This window comes from Pseudonocardia autotrophica, assembly GCF_003945385.1.
GTDB classification, from domain to species: Bacteria; Actinomycetota; Actinomycetes; order Mycobacteriales; family Pseudonocardiaceae; genus Pseudonocardia; species Pseudonocardia autotrophica.
Genome location: NZ_AP018920.1, coordinates 805,985 through 827,448, shown reverse-complemented (window position 1 = coordinate 827,448; position 21,464 = coordinate 805,985). Strand labels below are relative to the sequence as shown.

Sequence of the window (21,464 nt, the reverse complement as noted above, 5' to 3'; positions counted from 1 at the left end):
GCTGCGGGATCTCCGACGGCGGTGCACCTGCTGGTCCCCGGCGACGTCGACGATCCGCTGCGCCCCAGCGGAGGCAACGCCTACGACCGGCGGATCCGGGACGGCCTGCGCCGCACCGGGAGACCGGTGCACCAGGTCACACTGCCCGGCGACTGGCCGGAGCCGGGGCCGGCGAGCTGCGCCCGATTGGCCCGGGAGCTGGCGGCGCTGCCGGACGGCGCCACGGTGCTGCTCGACGGGCTGGTCGCCTGTGCGGTGCCCGAGGTGCTGGTGCCCGAGGCGGCACGGCTCGACGTGGTCGTGCTCGTCCATCTCCCGCTCGGCGAGGAACCTGGCGCGCCCGCCGGACTGCCGGAGCGGGAGGGGCCGGTGCTGCGAGCGGCCCGGGCGGTGATCGCGACCAGCCCGTGGACCGCGGACCGGCTGGCCGGGCGGCACCGACTCGATCCGGCCGCGGTGCACGTCGCCGTGCCCGGGACCGCACCGGCGGAGATCGCGCCGGGCACCGACGGCGCGGGCAGCCTGCTGAGCGTCGGGTCGCTGGGCCCCACCAAGGGTCACGACCTGCTGGTCGACGCGCTCACCGCGGTGCGCGAGCACGACTGGCGGTGCCGGATCGTCGGCCCCGAACGCCGGAGCCCCGGGTTCGGCGCTGCGCTGCGCCGCACGCTCGGCGAGCGTGGCCTGGAGCGGCGGATCATCCTCGCCGGGCCGCGCTCCGGGGCCGCGCTGGACGCCGAGTACGCGGTCGCCGATCTGCTCGTCGCGCCGTCGCGGGTGGAGTCCTACGGGATGGTCGTGACCGAGGCGCTCGCCCGCGGGATCCCGGTGCTCGCCGGCCGGACCGGCGGGCTGCCGGACGCGCTCGGCGAGGCCGCCGTACCGGAGCTGCTGGTGCCGACCGGCGACCCGGCCGGGCTCACCACCGCGCTGCGCCGCTGGCTGACCGATCCCGGCCTGCGGCAGCGGGCCCGCGAGCTCGCACTGGCCCGCCGGGACACCCTCCGGGGCTGGGACCTCGCCGTCGCCGAGGTGGACGCCGCGCTCGCCGGCACCCGTCCGGCGGCGTTGCGATGAGCGCCGCGGCGGGCGTGCTGCTGCGGGTCGCGGTCACCATCGGGGTGCTCGCCCTGCTGGCCACCCAGCTCGGCACCACCGAGCTCCTGCACGGGCTGCGCTCGCTGACCCCCGCGGTACTGGCGGTGGCGCTGCTGCTCGGCCTGGTGGCCACCGTGTGCACCGCGCTGCGCTGGTACGTCGTCGCCCGCGGGATCGGCGCACCGGTGCCGCTGGGCACCGCCGTCGCCGACACCTACCGGGCGCAGCTGCTCAACTCGGTGTTGCCCGCCGGGCTGCTCGGTGACGCGCACCGGGCGGTCGCGCACGGCCTGCCCACCGCGGGCGGACGGGCCGGGTTCCGCGCCGTCGTCCTCGAACGGGCCGGCGGACAGCTCGTGGTGCTCCTGGGCTGTCTCGCGCTGCTCGCCGTCGTCACCGGGCATCCGACGGCGCTGCTGGTGCCGGTGCTGCTCGTGGTGATCGTCGTGGTGCTCTACCGGACGCGGACCGGGCCGGGCGCGCAGCCGGGTCTGCGCGGCTGGTTCGACGACGTCCGGATCGTCCTGCTGTCCCGCGACCGCGGACCCGCGGTCGTCGCGCTCTCGCTGATCGGGCTCGGCTGCCATCTCGCGCTGTTCGTCGTCGCCGCCCGCACCGCAGGCGTCGACGCCCCGCTCCCCGTGCTGCTGCCGCTGCTCGTGCTCGGGCTGCTGGCGATGGTGATCCCGCTGAACGTCGGCGGCTGGGGTCCTCGCGAGGGCGTCACGGCGGGGATGTTCGGCGCCGCCGCGCTGGACCCGGCCGCCGGGTTCGCCACCGCGGTGCTGTTCGGCCTGCTGAGCCTGGTCGGTTGCCTGCCCGGCGTTCTCGCGCTCACCCGATCGTGGTGGGGTCATCCTGTCCAGCGCACCGACACCGTCCCCGACCGGAGGGCCCCATGACCGGTACCGCCACCACCGCCGAGTCCGTGGCCGCCGAGCTCGTCGGGCCGTTCCGCGCACACCGGGGCCGGCCGCACGTCGTCCTGAAGTACGCGCAGACCCTCGACGGCCGGATCGCGGCCGTCGGCGGCGACTCGAAGTGGATCAGCTGCGAGCCGGAGCGGGCCGTCTCGCACGCCGTGCGGGCCCGCTGCGACGCCGTCGTCGTCGGCTCCGGGACCGCGGTACGCGACGATCCCCGGCTCGACGTCCGGCTGGTGCCGGGAGAGTCCCCGCTGCGCGTGGTCATCGACAGCACCCTGCGCACCCCGACCGGGGCACAGGTGCTCAGCGGGCCGCCGGACACCGTGCTGATCACCACGGCGCGCGCGTCGGCCGCCGATCGCGAACGGATCAGCCGGGCCGGGGCCGGGATCCGGGAGGTCCCGGCCGCGCCGGGCGGTGTCGACCTGCCCGCCGCGCTGGCGGTGCTGCACGCCGAGGGGATCCGCTCGGTGATGGTCGAGGGCGGGGCCAGGCTGCTGACCGCGCTGCTCGCGGCGGAGCTCGCCGACCGGATCGTCGTCGGGATCGCGCCCCGGATCATCGGCACCGGGGTCGAGGCCATCGGGGACCTCGGGGTACACCGGGTCGCCGACGGGATCGCGTTGCGCCGGGCCTGCCTGCACTCGGTCGAGGACGACGTGCTCGTCGCCTACGACGTGCTGGGCTGAGCCGCCGGGCGACGCCGGGGCGCGGTCCCGGACCGTGGGGCCCCGCTCACCGGCGCAGCAGCAGCACCCAGTCCTCGCCGGACGGCGGATCGAACCGCTCTCCCGGCGCCGCGTCCTGGAACGCGCCGGTGCGCGGATCGAACCAGCGCAGGCTCGTCAGACCGGCCGTCGCGGCCGGATCCAGCGCGAAGTCACCGCCGGCGGGCGAGTAGACCAGCACGTAGGAGCCGTCCGAGGCGCGGTTGGCGACGATCCGGTCCTTGCCGGAGCCGGTCTCCGAGGTGATCACCGACTGGTCCGGCTCGCCGAGCTGGAACGGCAGCGACTCCATCAGCTCCCGCAGGTGGGCCATCTGGCCTCCGGCGGGCAGGCGCAGCGCATCGGTCCAGCTGCCGCGGGCGCCCAGCTCCCCACGTCCGCCGTCGTTGAACTGCCACACCGAGTGCGCGCCGTAGGTGTGCCCGGCGGCGCCCCCGAGGACCGCCCACCAGGCGTCGCGCCGGACGTCCTGCGCGGTGGAGAAGCCGCGATCGGACTCCCAGCAGTACGGGTGCTCCTCGTAGATCGGCTCGCCGTCGATGAACGGCTTCGCCGGCCGGGCGTCGTAGGTGGTGTCGACGAGCCGCTGCCGGACGCCGTACCGCAGGCAGTGCCCGCCCTGGATCATGTGGAAGTCCAGCCAGTCGGCCCCGGCGAACCACTGGGCCGAGGTCTGGTCGCCCTGCGGGTGATACGTCGTCAGCTGGGTCGCCCCGCCCGCCCGGAGGCCGTCGGCGAGGTTGCCCCACAGGCGTTCCTCGCCGCCCGCCGGATGGTCACCGCCCAGGGTCCAGGTGACGTTGTCCCGGTCGCCGAACCGCTCGCCGAGGAAGCGGCCGTAGTCGCGGGCGTTGCCCTCGTTCACCACCGAGCCGGTCTGCTTGTCCCCCCAGACCGGGTGGATGGCCAGGTACATCCCGCGCTCGGCGGCGGCGTCGATGACGAAGCCGACGTTGTCCCAGAAGTCCTCGTGCTCGGGCGCGCTCCTCACGTCGCCGCGGATCGGCCGGTTCGCACCGGCCTGCGGGAAGATCGCCACCGTCTGGATCACGTTGTAGCCCTGCTCGCTGCGGGCGTCGAGATAGCGGACCGTGTCCGAGCGGTCCAGCTTGCCCAGCAGCGCCCAGGCGGTGTCACCCAGCCAGAACAGCGGCTCGCCGCCGGCGGTGAAGAACCGTCCGTCGATCTCCATCCGCGGTGGGCCGGTCACCGCCGGCGGGGCGGGCGGGTCCTGCTGGGCCGTCTCCTGCAGCGACAACGAGACCCTGGACGGGGTGGGGCCGGTGGCACCGGCCGCGACCAGGACTCCGACCGTCATCGCGAGACCGATCGTCAGCAGTGCTTTCCTGCTGGTCCGCGGTGCCCGGCGTGGCATGGTCCCTCCGCACGGCCTCGACGTCCCGGCGGCTCCGGTGGCGCGTGCGCCGACCCCGCAAGGTGATCATCGGAACCTACCGGCCCGGCGGGGTGTTCGTCCGGATACTCCGATCACGGACGGGTGTGGCGCACCCCACGGTCCCGGTGGCCGCGGGCGCGACACCGGCCTGCATCGTTGCGTCGCGACACCGGGGCCGTAGGCTCGGGCCGGTGCCGACCTCGGACGCCCGGTGAGCGGGCTCTTCGCACTGCTGGACGACGTCGCCGCCCTCGTCCGGCTGACGGCCTCGTCGCTCGACGACGTCGCGGGTGCCGCCGGGCGGGCCGGGGCGAAGGCGGCGGGGGTGGTCGTCGACGACGCCGCCGTCACGCCCCGCTACGTGCAGGGCCTGCGCCCCGAGCGGGAACTGTCGATCATCTGGCGGATCGCCAAGGGCTCGCTGCGGAACAAGCTCCTGATCATCCTGCCGGTGGCGCTGCTGCTGAGCCAGTTCGCGCCGTGGCTGCTCACCCCGATCCTGATGCTCGGCGGGCTCTACCTCTGCTACGAGGGCGCCGAGAAGATCTGGGAGAAGCTGGCCGGGCACGAACCCGATCCGGAGACCAAGGACGAGGCCGCCGCGGCCGATCCCGACGGCCACGAGCGGACGGTCGTCGCCGGCGCGGTCCGCACCGACTTCATCCTCTCCGCCGAGATCATGGTGATCGCGCTGAACGAGGTCGCCGGTGAGGGCTTCGTGTCCCGGGCGATCATCCTCGCGGTGGTGGCGGTGGCGATCACGGTGCTGGTCTACGGCGTCGTCGCGCTGATCGTGAAGATGGACGACGCCGGCCTCGCGCTCGCCGCGCGGGACGCGGGGGCGATCAGCGCCTTCGGTCGCGGGCTGGTGCGGGCGATGCCGATCGTGCTGTCGGTGCTGTCGGTGGTCGGCATCGCGGCGATGCTGTGGGTCGGCGGGCACATCCTGCTGGTCGGCGCGGACGAGCTGGGTCTGCACGCGCCGTACGCCGTGGTGCATCACGTCGAGCTGCTGGTGCACGACGCGACGGGGGCGCTCGGCGGGTTCCTCGGCTGGCTCACCAACACCGTCGGCTCGGCGATCGTCGGCGCGGTGGTGGGCGCGCTCGCGGTCGCGGTGCTGCACCTGGTGCCGCGGCGGAAGCCGGCCGGCAACGGGCGGGATCCGGTGGACGCGGCCGGCTAGGAAGCTGTCTCCGCCCCGGCCGGCCGGGGCTGCGCGATCGGGGCTGCGCGATCGGGGCTGTGCGATCGGGGCTGTGCGATCGGGGCTGTGCGATCGGGTAGCGGGTCACCGGGCGCGGCGGTGGACGATCGGACGACCAGCACGGTCGGGTGGTCGTGACTCGCGCGCAGATTCGTGACAGCGCCACCCGCCCCCGGCACGGCACTCTCCCCTCGGCTCGTTCGAGGCGGAGAGGTCGGTGGGGCGTGAACGTCATCGTGGTGCTGGTCGGGGTCTTCTTCGCCGGGATGGGGGTCTTCGCGCTCGCCGCGCCGGCCGCACTGGCCCGGCCCTTCCGGATCGTGGTCGAGCACCCGGAGAGCAGGTCGGAGATCCGCGCCGTCTACGGCGGTTTCGGCGTGGCCACCGCGGCTGCGCTCGGTCTCGCCCTGATCTCTCCGGGACTGCACGACGGGATCCTCACGGCCGTCGGCTGCGCGCTCGCCGGGATGGCCCTCGGCCGCGTCGTGTCACGGGTACTCGACCGCCCGACGGCGTTCTACCCGATCTGGTTCTACGCCCTGGTCGAGATCGTGGCCGCGGGCTTGCTGGCCACGGTGGTCCTGACCCGTGCCTCCGCCACCTGACGATCGGCCGGGCGACCGGCCGATGAACGGCGGAGCCGGCGCGCCGGAGGCGTCGTGGACCACGATGCCGACCCCGGAACCGGCACCGAGCAGGCGGCTGGGCGCCAGACCGAACATCGTGCGGAACGCCGAGCTCAGGTGCGACGGCGTCGCGAAGCCCGCGTCCGCCGCGGCCCGGGTCAGATCGCCCCCGGCCGCGAGGACCGCAGCGACGGTCCGCATCCGGGCCCAGCGGCGGTATGCCTGCAACCCGACCCCGACCTCTCGTCCGAAGACCCGCAACAGGTGCGCGACCGACAGCCGAGACCTCGCAGCGAGCTCCGCGGTCGGTGTGTCGGCTCCACCCGGGCGGTGCAGCAGGTCGAGCACCCGGACGATCCGGGGATCCGGGACGCCGCCACCGCCCGGCCCGATCGCGAGGGCCCGCATCGTCTCGATGTCCCCGCGCCGCGCGGACTCGATCAGGGCGGCCTCACGGTCGTGGCCTGCGGCGATCGGATGATCCGCGGTGCCGCCGAGGCTCATCCGGCTCGCGCACTCGACGTGACCCGCACCGCGCGGCTCCAGGTAGACGAACGCTACGCGCCCCGGGCCGGTCGAGATCCGGTGCCGCAACCCGGCGGGGATCAGTGCCGATCCGGCCGTCACCGGAGCCCGCTCCGCAACCTCCACGGTCAGATCGTCGTCGATCCCCAGTGCGAGGCAGGTCACCGCGCCCCGGTGCGGGGCCAGCCGCAGCGACGGGCCGACGTAGGCCGCCCAGCCCGACCCGACCCACACCCGCGCCGGTCCGGCGACGCCGTGTCCGGCCTCGTCGATCCCCTCGATCCCGGTCCACACCGAAAGGACGATAGTTCGTGACGATCACCAGAAGACACCTGGTCAGCGCACTGATGCTCACCATCGGGGTGGTGCATCTCGCCCCCGGCCTGGTCGGCCTGAGCACGTCGGGTCTGCGTGCGCTCTACGGTGCGGCCGTCTCCGACGATCCGACACTGCTGACCATGCTGCGCCACCGCAGTGTCCTGCTCGCACTCGTCGGGGCCGGTCTGGTCGCTGCTGTACGCCGGCCCGGCTGGTGCGCTCCGGCCCTCGTCGCCGCCGGTACCAGCATGGTCAGTTTCGTGGCGCTGCACCTGCTGTACCGCTCCCCGGAGCTGACGACGGTGGCGGTGGTCGACGGCGTAGCCCTGGCCGCTCTCGTCGTGGTGTACCGGCACCGCGACCTCCTCACCCCGGCCGGCCGGACGGCCCGCGACGTCGAGGTCTCCTGACGCCCCCGGACCCGGGGCGCACGGATCTGGGGCGCACGGATCAGCGGCGCGCGGGCGGGCCCGTCTCGCGAGCGTTCATCGCGACGAGCGCGCGGGTGACCCGCTCGACGACGTCCTCCAGCGAGGCACCGATGTGCTCGTGCAGCAGCCGGTGCGCGGTCTCCAGCCGGCCGTCGAGGATGCGTTCGGCGATCTCGATGTGCTCGTCGATCGAGGTCTCGATCCGGCCGGGGACGACGAAGTCGTGCATGCGGACCCGGCGTATCCGGCTGTTCACGTCGGCCAGCACGGCGACCAGCTCGGCGTTCCCGGACGCCGACAGCAGCGCCGCGTGATAGCGCTCGTCGGCGAGCACGAACTCCGGGGCGGGGCCGGGTGGGGCGGCCCGCAACCCGTGCCAGTACTCCAGCTCGGTCCCCAGCACGGCCGGGTCGTGCCGGACCCCCGGGTTCTCGATGCACCGGGCGATGCCGCGCAGCTCGACCGCGATCCGGACCTCGTAGAGGTCACGGACCCGGGCCACGCTCGGCACGACCACCGAGTAGCCGTAGTCCTCGCGGTGCAGCAGGCCGTCGGCGAGCAGCCGGGTGACCGCGTCCCGGACCGGGGTCCGGGACATCCCGTACCGCTTCGCCAGCTTGGGCTCGGTGAGCCGCTCGCCCGCCCGGAACTCCCCGTTCAGGACGGCGTCGCGCAGCGCCACGTAGACCTGCTCGCGCAGCGGCGGGGGCGGCTCCCCCTCCGGGATCACCGCGGCCGGCGGCACGACCACGCCCCGCTCGTCGAGCCGCCCGTGGTCGCGCGCCGGGCCCGCACCGTCAGGTCCCCACCCTCAGATCGCCACCCTCAGATCGCCACCCTCAGATCGCCACTGTCAGATCGCCATCGCCGACCGCACGTCGACGGCCGCGGCGCCGCCGCCGGCCCCGGAGGCGCGTACCCGGCCGGACGCGAGCACGTAGTAGCCGCCCGCGACGTCCAGCGCGAACCCGACGTGCTGCTCGACCAGCAGCACCGACAGCCCGCCACGCCGGGTGAGGTCGACGATGGTGCGTTCGATCTCGGTCACCACCGAGGGCTGGATGCCCTCGGTGGGCTCGTCGAGGATCAGCAGCCGCGGCTCGGTGATCAGCGCGCGGGCGATCGCGAGCTGTTGGCGCTGGCCGCCCGACAGCAACCCGGCCGCCCGGCCGAGCAGCTCGCGCAGCGCCGGGAACAGGTCCAGCGACTCGTCGATCAGCGCCCGGCCGCGGCGCCTGCCGTCCGCGACGACCTGCAGGTTCTCCCAGGTGCTCAGCTGCCCGAAGGACTGCTGGCCCTGTGGCACGTAGGCCAGACCGCGGGCCACCCGCCGGTTCGGTGGCAGACCGGTGACGTCTTCGCCGTCGAGCAGCACCCGCCCGGCGGTGACCGGGAGCAGGCCGGCGGCGGCCCGCAGCAGGGTGGTCTTGCCCGCGCCGTTGTGCCCGAGCACGGAGGTGACCCCGTCGGCGGGGACCTCGACGGTCACGCCGTGCACGACCGTCGTCCGGCCGTAGGCGACATCGACGGCGTCCACCAGCAGCATCGGCCCGCTCACCCGGCCACCTCCGCACCCAGCACGATCGCGGCCTCCTCGGCGGTGTGGTGCCCCGGCCCGAGATAGACCTCCTGCACCTTCGGATCGGCCTGCACCTGCGCGACCGTGCCCTCGGAGAGCACCCGGCCGGCGTGCAGCACCGTCACCGACCGTGCGAAGGACCGCATGAAGTCCATGTCGTGCTCGACGACCACCACCGTGCGGTCGCCGCTGATCCGCTGCAGCAGCCGGCCGGTCTCCTCCTTCTCCTCGGCGCTCATCCCGGCGACCGGCTCGTCGAGCATCAGCAGCCGGGCGTCCTGCACCAGCAGCATCCCGATCTCCAGCCACTGCTTCTGGCCGTGCGCGAGGGTCCCCGCGGCGGCATCGGCCAGCGCGGTGAGCCCGACCGTCTCCAGCGCGTCCAGCACGACCTGCGGGGTGCTGCGGCGGCGGCGCAGCAGTGTCCACGGCGAGCGGCCGGCCCCGGCCGCGATGTCCAGGTTCTGCAGCACGGTGAGCTGCTCGAACACGGTCGCCGTCTGGAAGGTGCGGCCGACGCCGAGCCGGGCCACGGCGTGCACCTTGCGGCCGAGCAGGTCGGATCCGGCGAACCGGGCGGTGCCGGTGGCGGGCACCAACCCGGACACGGCGTCGATCAGGGTGGTCTTGCCGGCCCCGTTCGGCCCGATCAGGAACCGGAGGTCGCCGGCCCGGACGGTGAGGTCGACGTGGTCGACCGCGACGAAGCCGTCGAAGCTCACGGTGAGATCGGTCAGTTCCAGGTCGTCGGTCATCGCTGGGCTCCTCCGGCCGGTTCGGGTACGGGTCGGTCCGCGGCTCCGCCCGGTGGCCGATCGGCGCGCCGCCGTCGCCGCAGCGTCACCAGCGATGCGATCCCGCCCGGAAGGAACGCGACGACGAGCATGAACATCAGGCCCTGGACGTAGGTCCAGCCGGACGGGAACTGCTCGGACAGCGTGGACGCGGCCCAGGCGACCGCGATCGCGCCGAGGGCGGGCCCGGCGAGGGTGGTGCGGCCGCCGATCGCGACACCGATGAGCAGCCCGATCGACGGGACGACGCCGACGTCGTTCGGCGAGATGATCCCGACGATCGGCACGAACAGCGCCCCGCCGATGCCGGCCATCAGCGCGGCGACGGCGAACGCGACCGTCTTCACCGTCGCCGGGTCGTAGCCCAGGAAGCGGACCCGCTCCTCGGAGTCCCGGCAGGCGACCAGCAGCTCGCCGTACCGGCTGACCATCAGCTGGCGGGCGACGACCAGCATCGCGAGCAGCGCACCGGCGGCGATGAAGTAGAGCATCAGCCGGTTCGCCGGGTCGCGCAGCGAGAACCCGAAGAACCCGCGGAAGTTGTTCAGCCCGGTCGAGCCGCCGGTGGTGGCCGGGTTGCCGATCAGCAGGATCGCGAACGCGGCGGCCAGCGCCTGGGACAGGATCGCGAAGTAGGCACCGCGCACCCGGCGCCGGAAGGTCGCCAGGCCGAGCAGGGTCGCCAGCAGCGCGGGCAGCACCAGGATCGCGACGACGGTGACGGTTCCGGAGCGGAACGGCTCCCACCACCAGGGCACGCCGTCCGAGGAGATCAGCGTCATGAAGTCCGGGGACTCGCCGGGCCCGGCGTCGGCCAGCTTGAGGTGCATCGCCATCAGGTAGGCCCCGATGCCGAAGAACACCCCCTGGCCCAGGGTCAGCATCCCGCCGCGCCCCCAGGCCAGACCGATGCCGACGGCGACCATGGCGTAGCAGAGGTACTTGCCGAGCAGGTTCAGCCGGAAGTCGGTGAGCACCAGCGGGGCGACGGCGAACAGGACGACCGCCGCGGCCAGGAACCCGAGCCCGACCGCGTAGCGGCTTCGCAGCAGTGTGCTCACACCAGACTCCTCGTCCGCAGCGTGAAGATCCCCTGGGGGCGGAACTGCAGGAACGCGACGACGAGCGCGAGCACCAGCACCTTCGCGATCGACGCCGTCGTCGTGTACTCGATCCAGGACTGCGCCACCCCCAGCGAGAAGGCGGCGATGATCGCGCCCTTGAGCTGCCCGAGCCCACCGACGATGACGACCAGGAAGGCGTCGACGATGTAGCTGCTGCCCAGGTTCGGCGAGATCGATCCCATCAGGGTCAGCGCGACCCCGGCGACACCGGCCAGGCCGGAGCCGATGAAGAAGGTCAGCATGTCGGTGCGGCGGGTGGAGATGCCCGAGGACTCGGCGAGCTGCCGGTTCTGCACCGTCGCCCGGATCCGGCGGCCCAGCGAGGTGTAACGCAGCGCCATGACGACCGCGGTCACGGCCAGGACGGCGAGCACCAGGATGAACAGCCGCGATCGCGGGAAGGAGAAGCCGAGGATCTGCACCGGACCGGCCAGCCAGGCCGGCGCCGCGACGTCCACCCCGGCGGTGCCGAAGATGTCGCGGGCCAGCTGCTGCAGGACCAGCGCCACCCCCCACGTCACCAGCAGGGTGTCCAGGGGCCGGTGGTACATCCGGCGCAGCAGCGTCAGCTCCAGCACGACCCCGAGCAGCCCGCCGATGCCGAACGCCAGCGGCAACGAGAGCACCAGCGAGAGGCCGGCCGCGCCGAGCGTCTGCTGCACGACGAAGGCGGTGTAGGCACCGGCCATGATGAACTCGCCGTGCGCCATGTTGATGACGCCCATCTGACCGAACGTCAGGGACAGGCCCAGTGCGGCGAGCAGCAGGATCGAGCCGACGGACAGGCCGTTGAAGACCTGTGTGACCAGGGTTTCCATGCGTCCTCCGGGTGACCGGGCCGCCCGGCGCGCCGTCGCGGCACGCCGGGTGGCCCGGCCGGGATGGTCGGGCGGTGCGGATCAGCCGGCGAGCCCGCTCGCCCAGGGGTAGGACTCCAGGTAGGGGTCCGGCTCGATCGGCTCACCGGAGGACCACTCGGTGTGGATCAGGCCGTCCGGCCCGATCTTGCCGATCAGGGCGGTCTTGGCGATGTGGTGGTTGTCGCCGTTCACCGTGACCGTGCCCTCCGGGGCGTCGAAGGTGACGCCGTCGGCGGCCGCCTGCACGTCGGCGACCGCGAACGAACCAGCCTTCTCCACCATCTCCTTCCACAGGAACAGCGAGGTGTAGGCGGCCTCCATCGGGTCGGAGGTGACCTTGTCGGCGCCGTAGCGGGCCTTGAAGTCCGCGACGAACTGCGTGTTCTCCGGGCTGTCGATGGTCTGGTAGTAGTTCCACGCCACCGGCTGGCCGACGATGTTGTCGACGCCGATGCCGCCGACCTCCTCCTCGGCGATGGACACGCTCAGCACCGGCATCGCCTCGGGGGTCAGGCCGAGGCTCTTGTACTCCTTGAAGAACGCGACGTTCGAGTCGCCGTTGAGGGTGTTGAACACCGCGTCGGCGCCGGCGTCGCGGACCTTGGAGACGATCGTCGAGAAGTCGGTGTGCCCGAGCGGGGCGTACTCCTCACCCTTGATCTCGATGCCGTTGGCCTCCGCGTAGGCCTTGATGATCTTGTTGGCGGTCTGCGGGAAGACGTAGTCGCTGCCGACCAGGAACAGGCTGGTCGCGCCCTGCTCCTTGAGGTAGTCCAGGGCCGGGACGATCTGCTGATTGGTCGTCGCGCCCGAGTAGAAGATGTTCTCCGAGGCCTCCAGGCCCTCGTACTGCACCGGGTAGAACAGCAGCGCGTCGTTCGACTCGAAGACCGGCAGCATCGCCTTGCGCGAGGACGAGGTCCAGCCACCGAACACCGCCGCCACACAGTCGGCGCGGATCAGCTTCTCGGCCTTCTCAGCGAAGATCGTCGGCTCGGACGCACCGTCCTCGGCGACGACCTCCAGCTGCTTGCCCTGCACGCCGCCGGCCTCGTTGATCTGCTCGGCGGCCATCGCGAGGCTGTTGTAGACGGTGTTCTCGCTGATCGCCATCGTGCCCGAGCGCGAGTTCAGGAACCCGATCCGGACGCTGTCCCCGCTGGTGTCCACACAGGAGGCCGCTGCCGCACCGGAGCCGGTCTCGTCATCGACCCGGGCACCGCAGGCCGCGACACCCAGCCCCATCGACAGCAGGGCCACCCCCGCCAGGGCGCGCCGCAACCGCTTCGCACTTCTCATCAGAACGCCTCCGTGACGCGCACCGGAGGACGTCCCCGGAGCTCGAGCGGACCGGGAACCGACATCCGGAACCCGGCCTGAACTGCTGGATACATCCGTGGATCCGGCGCTCAGAACGGTAGGAACGCCGTATTGCGGCGGCAGCACGATCTTCGTTGCCGGGCCGTTTCCGGAGCCCCCCGTCGCACCCGATTCAGCGTCATTTGTCGAAAACACGAACGGGTGACGGGCACCGGGCCTGGCCTGCCGACGTACCATCTGGTACACAGACTGTACCAATCGGTACGTCCAGCGGAGGATGACATGGCAGCGACGTACCATCCGGTACATGACGAGTGCTGGACCGGCCCGCGACCGGCTGCTGCAGGCCGTCGTCGAGCAGCTCGCCGGGCACGGGATCGCGGATCGCAGCCTGCGCGCGCTCGCCGCGGCGACCGGCACCAGCCACCGGATGCTGATCTACCACTTCGGATCCCGCGAAGGGCTGCTCGCCGAGGTCGTCGGTGTCGTGGAGGCCGGCCAGCGGGAGACCCTGGCGGCACTCACCGCGGAACCCGGGACCGGCCCGCGGGAGATCGTCGACCGGTTCTGGACGACCGTGTCGGCCGGGGCACGGCGCTACGGCCCGCTGTTCTACGAGCTGTCCGCGCACGCCATGCAGGGCCAGGAGCATGCTCGGTCACTGCACGAGACCCTGGTCGCGCCGTGGATCGAGCCGCTCGGGTCGGTCCTCGAACGGGCCGGCCTTCCACCGGCGGCGGCTCGCACCCGGGCCCGGCTGATCGTCGGCGCCGCCCGTGGCCTGCTGCACGACGCCCTGGTCACCGGCGAGTTCACCGAGGCGGACGCGGCCATGTCCGACTTCACCGCCATCGCGCTGCCCACCTGAACCCCCGCACCCCGGAGACGACGCCGTGAGCCTCGACCACCTGACCCTGCCGACCGGTGAGGCGCTGACCTTCCTGCGCACCGGCTCGGGCACCGACGGCGCCGCGTTCGAGGTGGAGGCCGTCCTCCCGCCGGGGCTGTCCGGGCCGCCCGCGCACCTGCACCGGTTCGAGTCCGAGACCTTCACCGTCGTCGACGGCGAGCTGCGGGTCCGGGTCGGCCGGGACAGCCGGATCCTGGGTCCCGGCGAGTCCGTGACCGTGCCGCCCGGCGTGGTGCACGCGTTCGCCAACCCGACCTCCGAGCCGGTCCGGATCCGCACCGTGGAGACGCCGGCCGGGCCGCTGGAGGCGCAGTTCCGGGCACTCGCCGACGCGGGCCGGCTGCCCCCGCTGCGCCGGCTGGCCCGGATCAACGTCGAGCACGACCTGAGCTTCGTGCTGCACGGGGTGCCGGAGGCGCTGCAGCGTCCGCTGTGGAGGTTGCTCGCCGCGCTCCCCGCACCCCGGCGCTGATCCTCGCCGCCACGCCCGGCATCCCCGTCGTGGCGTGGCGGGCTCACGCCGGAGCGGGCGCACCGGCTCTCACGCCGGCGCCGCACTTCGGCTTCGACGATGTCCCGCTCACGTGCGAAGCGTTCCGGTGACTCGGCGTCGAGGTGCCCATCAGCCGGTGTCCGGCCGCCAGAGTCGCTCGGCGAGCAGCGGCGTCCGTTCGATCGGGACGAGACCGTCGTCGCATCCCCGGAGACGATCGTAGACCGACCGCATCTCGTGGCGGTCCCGCAGGTACGGCCCGCCGGCCGCGAGCTCGAGGATCGTCACGGTGTTCACCAGCAACAACGCACCCACCGGCAGGCCCTGAAGCCGGAGCCGTTCCAGTCGTCGGCGTTCGGCGTCGGCCATCCGGGCGCCGACCCCGTCATCGATCACCACGGTCACCACGGCGCCCCGCTCGGCGGCGACGACGGCGTGCGCGATCACCATCGTCTCACCCAGGTCCCCCGCCCGGAGCCGGCGCCGCTCCAGGGGCAAGCCGGAGAGCCGGGACACGACGGCGTTCAGCCTGGGGGTCACGGCGTCCGGGAGGATCTCCATCCAGTTGGGGACCACCCGGCTCCACACGGCCGCGGCGGCGTGGAACCGCGGGTCGGCCCTGGCCTTGCGGAGGACCTCGTCCCGCACTGTCTCCGGGGCGCTGAGCCGGCCGAGTGTGCCGAGCAGCAGCCGCTCCCTGTTGATGGAGAAGAAGTTGAGTGCCGGCCCCGCGTCGATGATCGGCCGGTGCGGTGTCATCCCGGCGCACCCTCCGGGAAGTCCGCGTCGAGCTCTGCGGGGGTGATCCCGGCGACCGGCACGCTCCGGGCGGACACCCAGCCGATCTCTCCCTGGTCGTGCGGCGTGAGCCCGGCCGCGACGAACTCCCGCTCGACGACGTCGGCGGGCAGCCCCCGCAACCGGGCGATCGCCGCGACGGACACCACACCGGCGAGATAACCGTCGATCGCGCGGGTCAGCAGGCGCTGGGGCGCGCGGCGCCGGTCCGACTCGTCGGCGAGCGCCCGGTACTGATCGGACCACCCGTGCCGGGCGGCGAGCACCGGGGTGGTCATCGTCATCCACTCGGCCTTCGTGTCGAGGTCGATCAGCCCGGCCTGGTGGAGCGCGATCGTCGCGACGGCCGGGGAGACCAGGTACCGCTGCACGACGTCGGACAGCAGCGAGGGGGCCGCGGCACGATGACCACCGAACCGGACGGGAAGGCCCTCGACGGGCACCAGGAGATGCCGGGCGAACGCATCGGCCCTGATCTCCGCGGGAGGCCGGGTGCCCAGCTCGTCGTCGGAGACGCCCCGATCCTCGAACACCACATGCGCCAGCTCGTGGGCGAGGGTGCTGCGCTGCCGCATCGGCCGGTCGGTCCGGGCCACCGCGATGAAGACGGCGTCACGCACCGGATCGCGCATGGTGAGCCCGTGCTCGTCGGGCCCGACGTCGACCACCGACACGTCGATGCCGGTGACCTGTTCGATGATCGCGACCAGGTCACCGAGCGGCTGCACACCGAGGTGGTGCGCGACTCGGAACTCCTCCGCCGCCGCGCGGCCCTCCGACTCGGGCGTCATGGCCGCGCCGGGATTCCCTGGTCGTCGAGGTAGGCGTCGAGCTCGAGGCAGTGCAGGAGTGCCGCCCGCATCGCGGCCATCTCCGATCCGTTGGTCGCACGCGCGACGCAGTGCACCCGAGCCGCCACCCCCTCACCGGTCAGCGCGGAGAGCGACGTCCCGGTCGCCTCGGCGATCGCCATCAGCTCCGGAACGGTCGGGGTGCGGCTGCCCGCGATGATCCGCGACAACGTGGCCTGCGCGAGCCCGGTCACGGTCGCGAGGCGACGCTGGCTCAGCCCGGCGGCATCGCGGGCCTGATCGATACGGCCCCCGAGATCGCTCGACACCACCGCCTCCTCTCCCACCGGCCTGAATCAGCCTGAATCAATCTGATTCAGACTAGCCCGTCGCCCTGCCGACGGCAACGACGACATCGCGCACCGGCGACAACCTGCTGGTCTGTCCCGCCGGATCCCGGAACGTGCGTGAGGGGCAGCTCCGGGCGCTCGCCGACGCGGGGCCGGCTCTCGCCGCGGGCGTTCAGCCCACGATTCCGGCGAACCGCTCCCATCCCTGCGGCGACCGCAGTGCCCGCAGCGGCGCGGCGACCGCCGCACCGGAGCGGGCGTCCTCCCCGTCGGGATCCAGCACGGCCCCGGTGAGCAGCAGCGCGGCGGTGGAGACGGTTCCGTCGTCGTGCCGCTGGTACAGGCCGGCGGCGAGCACGCCGGGGAGGCTGCCGTCGGTCACCCCGACCGCGGCGACACCGTCCGGGAGCTTCCCGGTGGGTGTGCGCTCCAGGTGGCTGCGCGCGATCCCGCCGGCTCCCGGCACCCCGATGTCACCACTCGCGCAGGCGCGGTGCATGGCCGCCAGCCCGCGTGCGGTGCCGCCGGGCGATCCCGCCCAGTAACCGGGATCGGCGAGCGCGCCGAGCGTCTCCGCGCTGGGCGCGGACATCCGGTCGGCGACCTCGGCACGGCGGCCCGGCGAGGCCGCGTACTCCTGCCCGGCGGCCAGCGCCTCGGCCCGCCGGGTCGCCGGATCGACCGGCGCCGACCACGACCGGAGGATCTCCCCCGCGAAGCAGGGCAGGTCGTGACCGGGCATGCCGCCCGCCGCGGCGGCCTCGGTCAGCGGGCCGTCGCCGAACGTTTCGCGGAGCAGGTCGGCGGCGGCGTCGTCGTCCAGCAGCAGCATCGCGTCGACGACGTCCTCCCAGGTCACGGCGCTTTCCTCGGTCGCGCCGAACGTCCCGAGGGCCCGTTGGTGGGCACCACCGTCGGTGCCGGGCACGTGCCAGCGCTGCCACTCGGAGACCGGGACCGGCGTGTCGGTGGGGAAGCCCGCCGCGACGGCCCGCGCGTACGCGGCGAGGTGCACCACGGTCGACGCCGAGGCGAGCGGTGAGATCTCGTCGGCCCGGTGTTCGAGGACGCCGCCACGGCCGTCGTCGAGGTACAGCGACCAGCCCTGCGGGGCGGCCGCCAACCGTTCGAAGAACTCGCCGAGCGGGTCGTCCGGATCCGGCGGGGCGGGCGGCGCCCCGGTGACCCGGTCGACCGCGGAGGCCGAGCAGGCGGTCGTCGAGAGCAGGACCGCGGCGGCACCCAGCAGGGTGCGGCGACTCAGCGACATCGTGTCTCCCCCGGTGCCGGACGTGCCCGGCGAACGTAGCAGCGCGGCGGCACCCCGGACGGGTGGAAACAGGGCTAGCGTCGGCCATCGTGACCGCCGATCTCGCCGATCTGTACCGCGACCTGCACCGTCATCCGGAGCTCTCGTTCGCCGAGACCCGGACCGCCTCGATCGCGGCGGGGAGGCTGCGCGACGCCGGATACGAGGTCACCGAACAGGTCGGCCGGACCGGCGTGGTCGGCGTGCTGCGCCGCGGCGACGGCCCGACCGTGCTGCTACGCGCCGACATGGACGCGCTGCCGGTCGCCGAGGACACCGGCCTCGACTACGCCAGCACCGCCCGCGGCCGGACACCGGACGGCGAGGACACCGCCGTCGCGCACGCCTGCGGTCACGACGTGCACGTCACCTGCCTGCTCGGGGCCGCGGCCGAGCTGGCCGCCGCACCCGAGACCTGGTCGGGCACGCTGCTGATCGTGTTCCAGCCGGCGGAGGAGATCGGCGGCGGCGCACGGGCGATGCTCGACGACGACCTGTACGCCCGGTTCGGCACCCCCGACGTGGTGCTCGGCCAGCACGTCGCGCCGTTGCCCGCCGGGCTGCTCGCCGTCACCCCCGGCCCGGCGTTCGCGGGCAGCGACACCGTGCGGGCGACGCTGCACGGCTCCGGCGGGCACGGGTCCCGGCCGGAGACCACGGTGGACCCGGTGCTGCTGGCCGCGGCGACCGTGCAGCGGCTGCACACCGTGGTGTCCCGCGAGGTGGCGGCCACCGACACCGCGGTCCTCACGGTCGGGATGCTGCGAGCCGGGACGAAGGAGAACGTCATCCCCGACTCGGCCGAGCTGGGGATGACGGTGCGCTCCTATACCGACGCCGTCCGCGGCCGGGTGCTCGGCTCGATCGAGCGGATCGTGCGCGGCGAGGCCGCGACCGCGGGTGCCCCGCGGGACCCGGAGGTCCGGATCGTCGAGACGTTCCCGCCGGTCGTCAACGATCCGGACGCGGTCGAGCGCACCCGGGCCGCGCTCGCGGCGGTCACGCCGCTGCCGGTCGTCGATCCGGGGCCGGTCACCGGCAGCGAGGACGTCGGCGAGTTCGCCGTCGCCGCCGGGGTGCCGTGTGTGTACTGGTTGCTGGGCGGGGCCGATCCGGCGGCGTTCGAGGGCGCGACGACCGTCGACGAGATCCGGGCCCGGGTCGCCGAGCTGCCCTCGAACCACTCGCCGCGCTACGCCCCGGTGATCGAGCCGACGCTGTCGACCGGGGTGGCCGCGCTGGTCGCCGCCGCCCGGGAGTGGCTGGCCGGTCCCTGAAACCGGCCCGGCGCGGGCTCAGTCCCGGGCGCCGGTGGCGACCAGCGCGCCGAGCAGCGCGAGGCTCTGCGCGGTCGGGGAGCCCGGTTCGGCGTGGTACACGACGAGCTGCTGCCCGGGAGCGGAGCGGACGTCGAAGCTCTGCAGGCGCAGCTCCAGCTCACCCACCTGCGGATGCACCAGGATCTTCGACTCCACCGTCTTGCCGCGGACGTCGTGCCGGGCCCACAGCCGGGCGAACTCGGGGCTGCGGGCCAGCACGTCGTCGAGCACCTCGCGGATCCGCGGGTCGTCCGGCGCCTCGCCGTGCAGCTGCCGGAACCCGGCGGTGACGGTGTGCGCGGCGCGCTCCCAGTCGTGGTGGAACGTGCGCGCCGCGGGATCGCAGAACACCGTCACCAGCAGGTTGGAGCCGGTGCCGAACAGGGCGTCGCCCAGCGCGTTCGCGGCGAGCACGTCGTAGGCCCGGCCGAGGACGATCGCCGGCTGCTCGTCCCAGGCATCCATCAACATCCGCAGCTGCGGGTCCACCCGCTCCCTGGTGCCGGGACGGCGTGGGCGGGGCGCGACCCCGGCCAGGTGCAGCAGGTGGGTACGGGCCTCGTCGCCGAGCCGCAGGACGTCCGCGAGCGCGTCCAGCACCTGCACCGACGGGTTCCGTTCGCGGCCCTGCTCGAGCCGGACGTAGTAGTCGGCGCTCATCCCGGCGAGCAGCGCGACCTCCTCCCGCCGCAGTCCCGGCACCCGTCGCCGGGGCCCGCCGGGCAGCCCGGCATCGGCCGGGGTGACCTGGGCGCGACGGGCGCGGAGGTACTCGCCGAGGGGCGTCATGGCTCCGATCATCTCCCGGTACGACGGTGCGTGGGTGGGTGTGGCACTCCCCCGGTCGACGGGGCCTCCCGCCCGGGCCGCGACGGGGGTCGACTGGAACGCATGTCGAACAACGAGAACCCCATCGCCCTCGTGACCGGGGCCAGCAGCGGGATCGGCCGGGCGGTCGCCGCCCGGCTGGCCGCCGACGGCGCGACCGTCGTCGCGGCGGCACGCCGTGCGGACCGGCTGGCCGAACTGGCCGGGTCCACCGGGGACGGCCGGATCGAGCCGTACGAGCTGGACGTCACCGATCGGGCCGCGTTCGCCGCCGCCGTGGACGACGTCGTCGCCCGGCACGGCCGGATCGACATCCTGGTCGCCAACGCCGGTGTGATGCCGCTGTCCCGGCTCGACGCCGGTCTGACCGACGAGTGGGACCGGATGATCGACGTCAACATCCGTGGCCTGCTGCACGGCATCGCCGCCGTCCTCCCGCACTTCGGCCGGACCGGCAGCGGGCACCTGGTCACCGTCGCCTCGGTCGGCGCGTACGAGGTCAGTCCGACCGCGGCCGTCTACTGCGGCACCAAGTACGCCGCGCGGGCGATCACCGAGGGGCTGCGGCTGGAGTCCCCGGCCGGGATCCGGGTCACCACGGTCTCGCCGGGCGTGGTCACCTCGGAGCTGGCGGAGAGCATCACCGATCCGTACGCGCAGGAGGCGATGGCGGCCTACCGGGCGAACGCGATCCCGCCGGAGTCGATCGCGGACGCGATCTCCTACGCGGTGTCCCAGCCCGCCGAGGTCGACGTCAACGAGATCGTCGTGCGCCCGGCCCGGCAACGGTAGGACGCCCGGTTCACCGCTCCCGCGAACGGCCTGTTGCGATGGGCGGGTGATGCTCTCCCGCCGCGCCCTGCTCGCCGCCGGCCTCGGTACCGCACTGCTCGGCTGCGCCCCGGCCCCGCCGGCTGCCGGTCCGCCCGCACCGGCCCCGACCGGGCCGGTGCCAGGGCTCCCCGACGTGGAACGCGAGTTCGGCAGGCGGATCGGGGTGCACGCGCTCGACACCGGCACCGGGGCGGCCGTCGGGCACCGGGACGGCGAGCGGTTCCTGATGTGCTCGGTGGTGAAGGCACTGACGGCCGGGTTCGTGCTGCACCGTTCGGTGCAGGATCCCGGCCTGCTCGCACGGCCGGTCCGCTACGACCGGTCCGACCTGCTGGAGTACGCGCCGGTGACCGAGCAGCACCTCGCGACCGGACTGACCGTGGAGCAGCTGTGCGACGCGGCCGTCACCGTCTCCGACAACACCGCACAGAACCTGCTGCTGCGCGAGGCCGGATCGCCCGCGGAGCTGACCGGATGGCTGCGCGGCCTCGGCGACGAGGTGACCCGGGTGGACCGTCTCGAACCCGCGCTGAACGAGCGCGACGGCGATCTCGACACCAGCACCCCGGCCGCGCTCGCGGCGACCCTGGGGCTGCTCACCACCGGGGACGCGCTGCCGGACGCGCAGCGGGACCGGCTGCTCGGCTGGCTGCGCGGCAACACCACCGGCGACCGGCAGATCCGGGCCGGGGTGCCGCAGGGCTGGCAGGTCGGCGACAAGACCGGCAGCGGGCCGCTCGGCGAGCGCAACGACGCGGGCGTGCTGTTCCCGCCGCAGGGTGCGCCGGTGGTGCTGAGCGTGTTCACGGTGCCGGACGACCCCGACGAGGAGCCCGATCGCGGCGAGGCGGCCGTCGCCGCGGCCACCCGCACGACGCTGGCGGCGCTGCGCGGCTGAAC

24 protein-coding genes are annotated in these 21,464 nt (G+C 73.7%); 11 read left to right on the top strand and 13 right to left on the bottom strand.

What is annotated here, in order from left to right; translation table 11 throughout:
* Positions 1–21 precede the first annotated feature (21 nt).
* From Pdca_RS04055 to Pdca_RS04045, 3 genes are read left to right on the top strand one after another with little or no spacing between them, the layout of a single operon-like run.
* Entirely contained in the window at positions 22–1,077 is a 1,056-nt protein-coding gene (locus Pdca_RS04055) for a glycosyltransferase family 4 protein (protein ID WP_085915185.1), read from the top strand.
* Complete coding sequence (locus Pdca_RS04050; RefSeq protein ID WP_085915184.1) at positions 1,074–2,000, top strand: lysylphosphatidylglycerol synthase transmembrane domain-containing protein; 927 nt, start codon at positions 1,074–1,076, stop codon at positions 1,998–2,000. The genes Pdca_RS04055 and Pdca_RS04050 overlap by 4 nt, the downstream gene beginning before the upstream one ends.
* Positions 1,997–2,713 (top strand): RibD family protein, encoded by a 717-nt coding sequence (locus Pdca_RS04045; protein ID WP_085915183.1) that lies wholly within the window; start codon positions 1,997–1,999, stop codon positions 2,711–2,713. The genes Pdca_RS04050 and Pdca_RS04045 overlap by 4 nt, the downstream gene beginning before the upstream one ends.
* A 46-nt stretch (positions 2,714–2,759) precedes the next feature.
* Here Pdca_RS04045 and Pdca_RS04040 read toward each other — a convergent pair whose 3' ends face one another.
* Positions 2,760–4,070, bottom strand: coding sequence for a glycoside hydrolase family 140 protein (locus tag Pdca_RS04040; RefSeq protein WP_158092270.1), 1,311 nt, complete (start codon positions 4,068–4,070; stop codon positions 2,760–2,762).
* Positions 4,071–4,359: 289 nt separating this feature from the next.
* Between Pdca_RS04040 and Pdca_RS04035 the strand changes: the two genes are divergently transcribed.
* Together Pdca_RS04035 and Pdca_RS04030 are read left to right on the top strand one after the other, a co-directional pair.
* A complete protein-coding gene (locus Pdca_RS04035) occupies positions 4,360–5,334 on the top strand; it encodes a DUF808 domain-containing protein (RefSeq protein WP_085915181.1) in 975 nt (324 codons plus the stop codon).
* 245 nt (positions 5,335–5,579) lie between these two features.
* Entirely contained in the window at positions 5,580–5,960 is a 381-nt protein-coding gene (locus Pdca_RS04030; protein ID WP_232021406.1) for a DUF4345 domain-containing protein, read from the top strand.
* Here Pdca_RS04030 and Pdca_RS04025 read toward each other — a convergent pair.
* Complete coding sequence (locus Pdca_RS04025; RefSeq protein WP_085915180.1) at positions 5,844–6,800, bottom strand: AraC family transcriptional regulator; 957 nt, start codon at positions 6,798–6,800, stop codon at positions 5,844–5,846. The two genes, Pdca_RS04030 and Pdca_RS04025, sit on opposite strands and share 117 nt — an antisense overlap.
* 17 nt (positions 6,801–6,817) lie before the next feature.
* On the opposite strand from Pdca_RS04025, the gene Pdca_RS04020 reads away from it, so the two are divergent.
* A complete protein-coding gene (locus Pdca_RS04020; RefSeq protein ID WP_125911253.1) occupies positions 6,818–7,234 on the top strand; it encodes a phosphopantetheine adenylyltransferase in 417 nt (138 codons plus the stop codon).
* 40 nt (positions 7,235–7,274) lie between these two features.
* On the opposite strand, the gene Pdca_RS04015 is transcribed toward Pdca_RS04020, so the two are convergent.
* From Pdca_RS04015 to urtA, 6 genes are all read right to left on the bottom strand, one after another.
* Positions 7,275–8,006: a GntR family transcriptional regulator gene (locus Pdca_RS04015; protein WP_197719916.1), complete on the bottom strand. Its 732-nt coding sequence runs from the start codon at positions 8,004–8,006 to the stop codon at positions 7,275–7,277.
* A gap of 102 nt (positions 8,007–8,108) precedes the next feature.
* Positions 8,109–8,813: an urea ABC transporter ATP-binding subunit UrtE gene (gene urtE, locus Pdca_RS04010; RefSeq protein WP_232021405.1), complete on the bottom strand. Its 705-nt coding sequence runs from the start codon at positions 8,811–8,813 to the stop codon at positions 8,109–8,111.
* Positions 8,810–9,589: an urea ABC transporter ATP-binding protein UrtD gene (urtD, locus tag Pdca_RS04005; RefSeq protein WP_085915178.1), complete on the bottom strand. Its 780-nt coding sequence runs from the start codon at positions 9,587–9,589 to the stop codon at positions 8,810–8,812. Before urtD ends, urtE begins: the two co-directional genes overlap by 4 nt.
* A complete protein-coding gene (urtC, locus tag Pdca_RS04000; protein ID WP_174824391.1) occupies positions 9,586–10,689 on the bottom strand; it encodes an urea ABC transporter permease subunit UrtC in 1,104 nt (367 codons plus the stop codon). Before urtC ends, urtD begins: the two co-directional genes overlap by 4 nt.
* Positions 10,686–11,570, bottom strand: a complete 885-nt coding sequence (gene urtB / locus Pdca_RS03995) for an urea ABC transporter permease subunit UrtB (protein ID WP_085915177.1) — start codon at positions 11,568–11,570, stop codon at positions 10,686–10,688. Before urtB ends, urtC begins: the two co-directional genes overlap by 4 nt.
* A gap of 81 nt (positions 11,571–11,651) precedes the next feature.
* Complete coding sequence (gene urtA / locus Pdca_RS03990; RefSeq protein ID WP_085915176.1) at positions 11,652–12,911, bottom strand: urea ABC transporter substrate-binding protein; 1,260 nt, start codon at positions 12,909–12,911, stop codon at positions 11,652–11,654.
* 328 nt (positions 12,912–13,239) lie between these two features.
* Here urtA and Pdca_RS03985 point away from each other — a divergent pair, with 328 nt between their 5' ends.
* Both Pdca_RS03985 and Pdca_RS03980 read left to right on the top strand, forming a co-directional pair.
* Positions 13,240–13,800, top strand: a complete 561-nt coding sequence (locus Pdca_RS03985) for a TetR/AcrR family transcriptional regulator (protein WP_085915175.1) — start codon at positions 13,240–13,242, stop codon at positions 13,798–13,800.
* Between the two features lie 25 nt (positions 13,801–13,825).
* Positions 13,826–14,314: a cupin domain-containing protein gene (locus Pdca_RS03980; RefSeq protein WP_158092269.1), complete on the top strand. Its 489-nt coding sequence runs from the start codon at positions 13,826–13,828 to the stop codon at positions 14,312–14,314.
* A 150-nt stretch (positions 14,315–14,464) separates the two neighbouring features.
* Here the strand turns inward: Pdca_RS03980 and Pdca_RS03975 are convergent, their stop codons facing one another.
* The 4 genes from Pdca_RS03975 to Pdca_RS03960 all read right to left on the bottom strand — a co-directional run bounded on the left by Pdca_RS03975 (position 14,465) and on the right by Pdca_RS03960 (position 17,544).
* Positions 14,465–15,094 carry a PIN domain-containing protein gene (locus Pdca_RS03975; protein WP_085915173.1) on the bottom strand — a complete coding sequence of 210 codons (630 nt, stop codon included), beginning with the start codon at positions 15,092–15,094 and terminating at the stop codon, positions 14,465–14,467.
* Positions 15,091–15,924, bottom strand: a complete 834-nt coding sequence (locus tag Pdca_RS03970; protein ID WP_085915172.1) for an ImmA/IrrE family metallo-endopeptidase — start codon at positions 15,922–15,924, stop codon at positions 15,091–15,093. The genes Pdca_RS03975 and Pdca_RS03970 overlap by 4 nt, the downstream gene beginning before the upstream one ends.
* Entirely contained in the window at positions 15,921–16,253 is a 333-nt protein-coding gene (locus Pdca_RS03965) for a helix-turn-helix domain-containing protein (RefSeq protein WP_197719915.1), read from the bottom strand. The genes Pdca_RS03970 and Pdca_RS03965 overlap by 4 nt, the downstream gene beginning before the upstream one ends.
* A 193-nt stretch (positions 16,254–16,446) precedes the next feature.
* Entirely contained in the window at positions 16,447–17,544 is a 1,098-nt protein-coding gene (locus Pdca_RS03960) for a serine hydrolase (protein WP_085915170.1), read from the bottom strand.
* Between the two features lie 89 nt (positions 17,545–17,633).
* On the opposite strand from Pdca_RS03960, the gene Pdca_RS03955 reads away from it, so the two are divergent.
* Positions 17,634–18,860: an amidohydrolase gene (locus tag Pdca_RS03955; RefSeq protein WP_085915169.1), complete on the top strand. Its 1,227-nt coding sequence runs from the start codon at positions 17,634–17,636 to the stop codon at positions 18,858–18,860.
* Between the two features lie 18 nt (positions 18,861–18,878).
* Here the strand turns inward: Pdca_RS03955 and Pdca_RS03950 are convergent, their stop codons facing one another.
* On the bottom strand, positions 18,879–19,691 hold the full coding sequence (locus Pdca_RS03950) for a helix-turn-helix domain-containing protein (RefSeq protein WP_085915168.1): 813 nt from the start codon (positions 19,689–19,691) through the stop codon (positions 18,879–18,881).
* Between the two features lie 102 nt (positions 19,692–19,793).
* Here Pdca_RS03950 and Pdca_RS03945 point away from each other — a divergent pair, with 102 nt between their 5' ends.
* Entirely contained in the window at positions 19,794–20,522 is a 729-nt protein-coding gene (locus Pdca_RS03945) for an SDR family oxidoreductase (protein WP_085915167.1), read from the top strand.
* A 49-nt stretch (positions 20,523–20,571) separates the two neighbouring features.
* Positions 20,572–21,462 carry a class A beta-lactamase gene (gene bla / locus Pdca_RS03940; protein WP_232021620.1) on the top strand — a complete coding sequence of 297 codons (891 nt, stop codon included), beginning with the start codon at positions 20,572–20,574 and terminating at the stop codon, positions 21,460–21,462.
* The last annotated feature ends 2 nt before the right edge of the window (positions 21,463–21,464 follow it).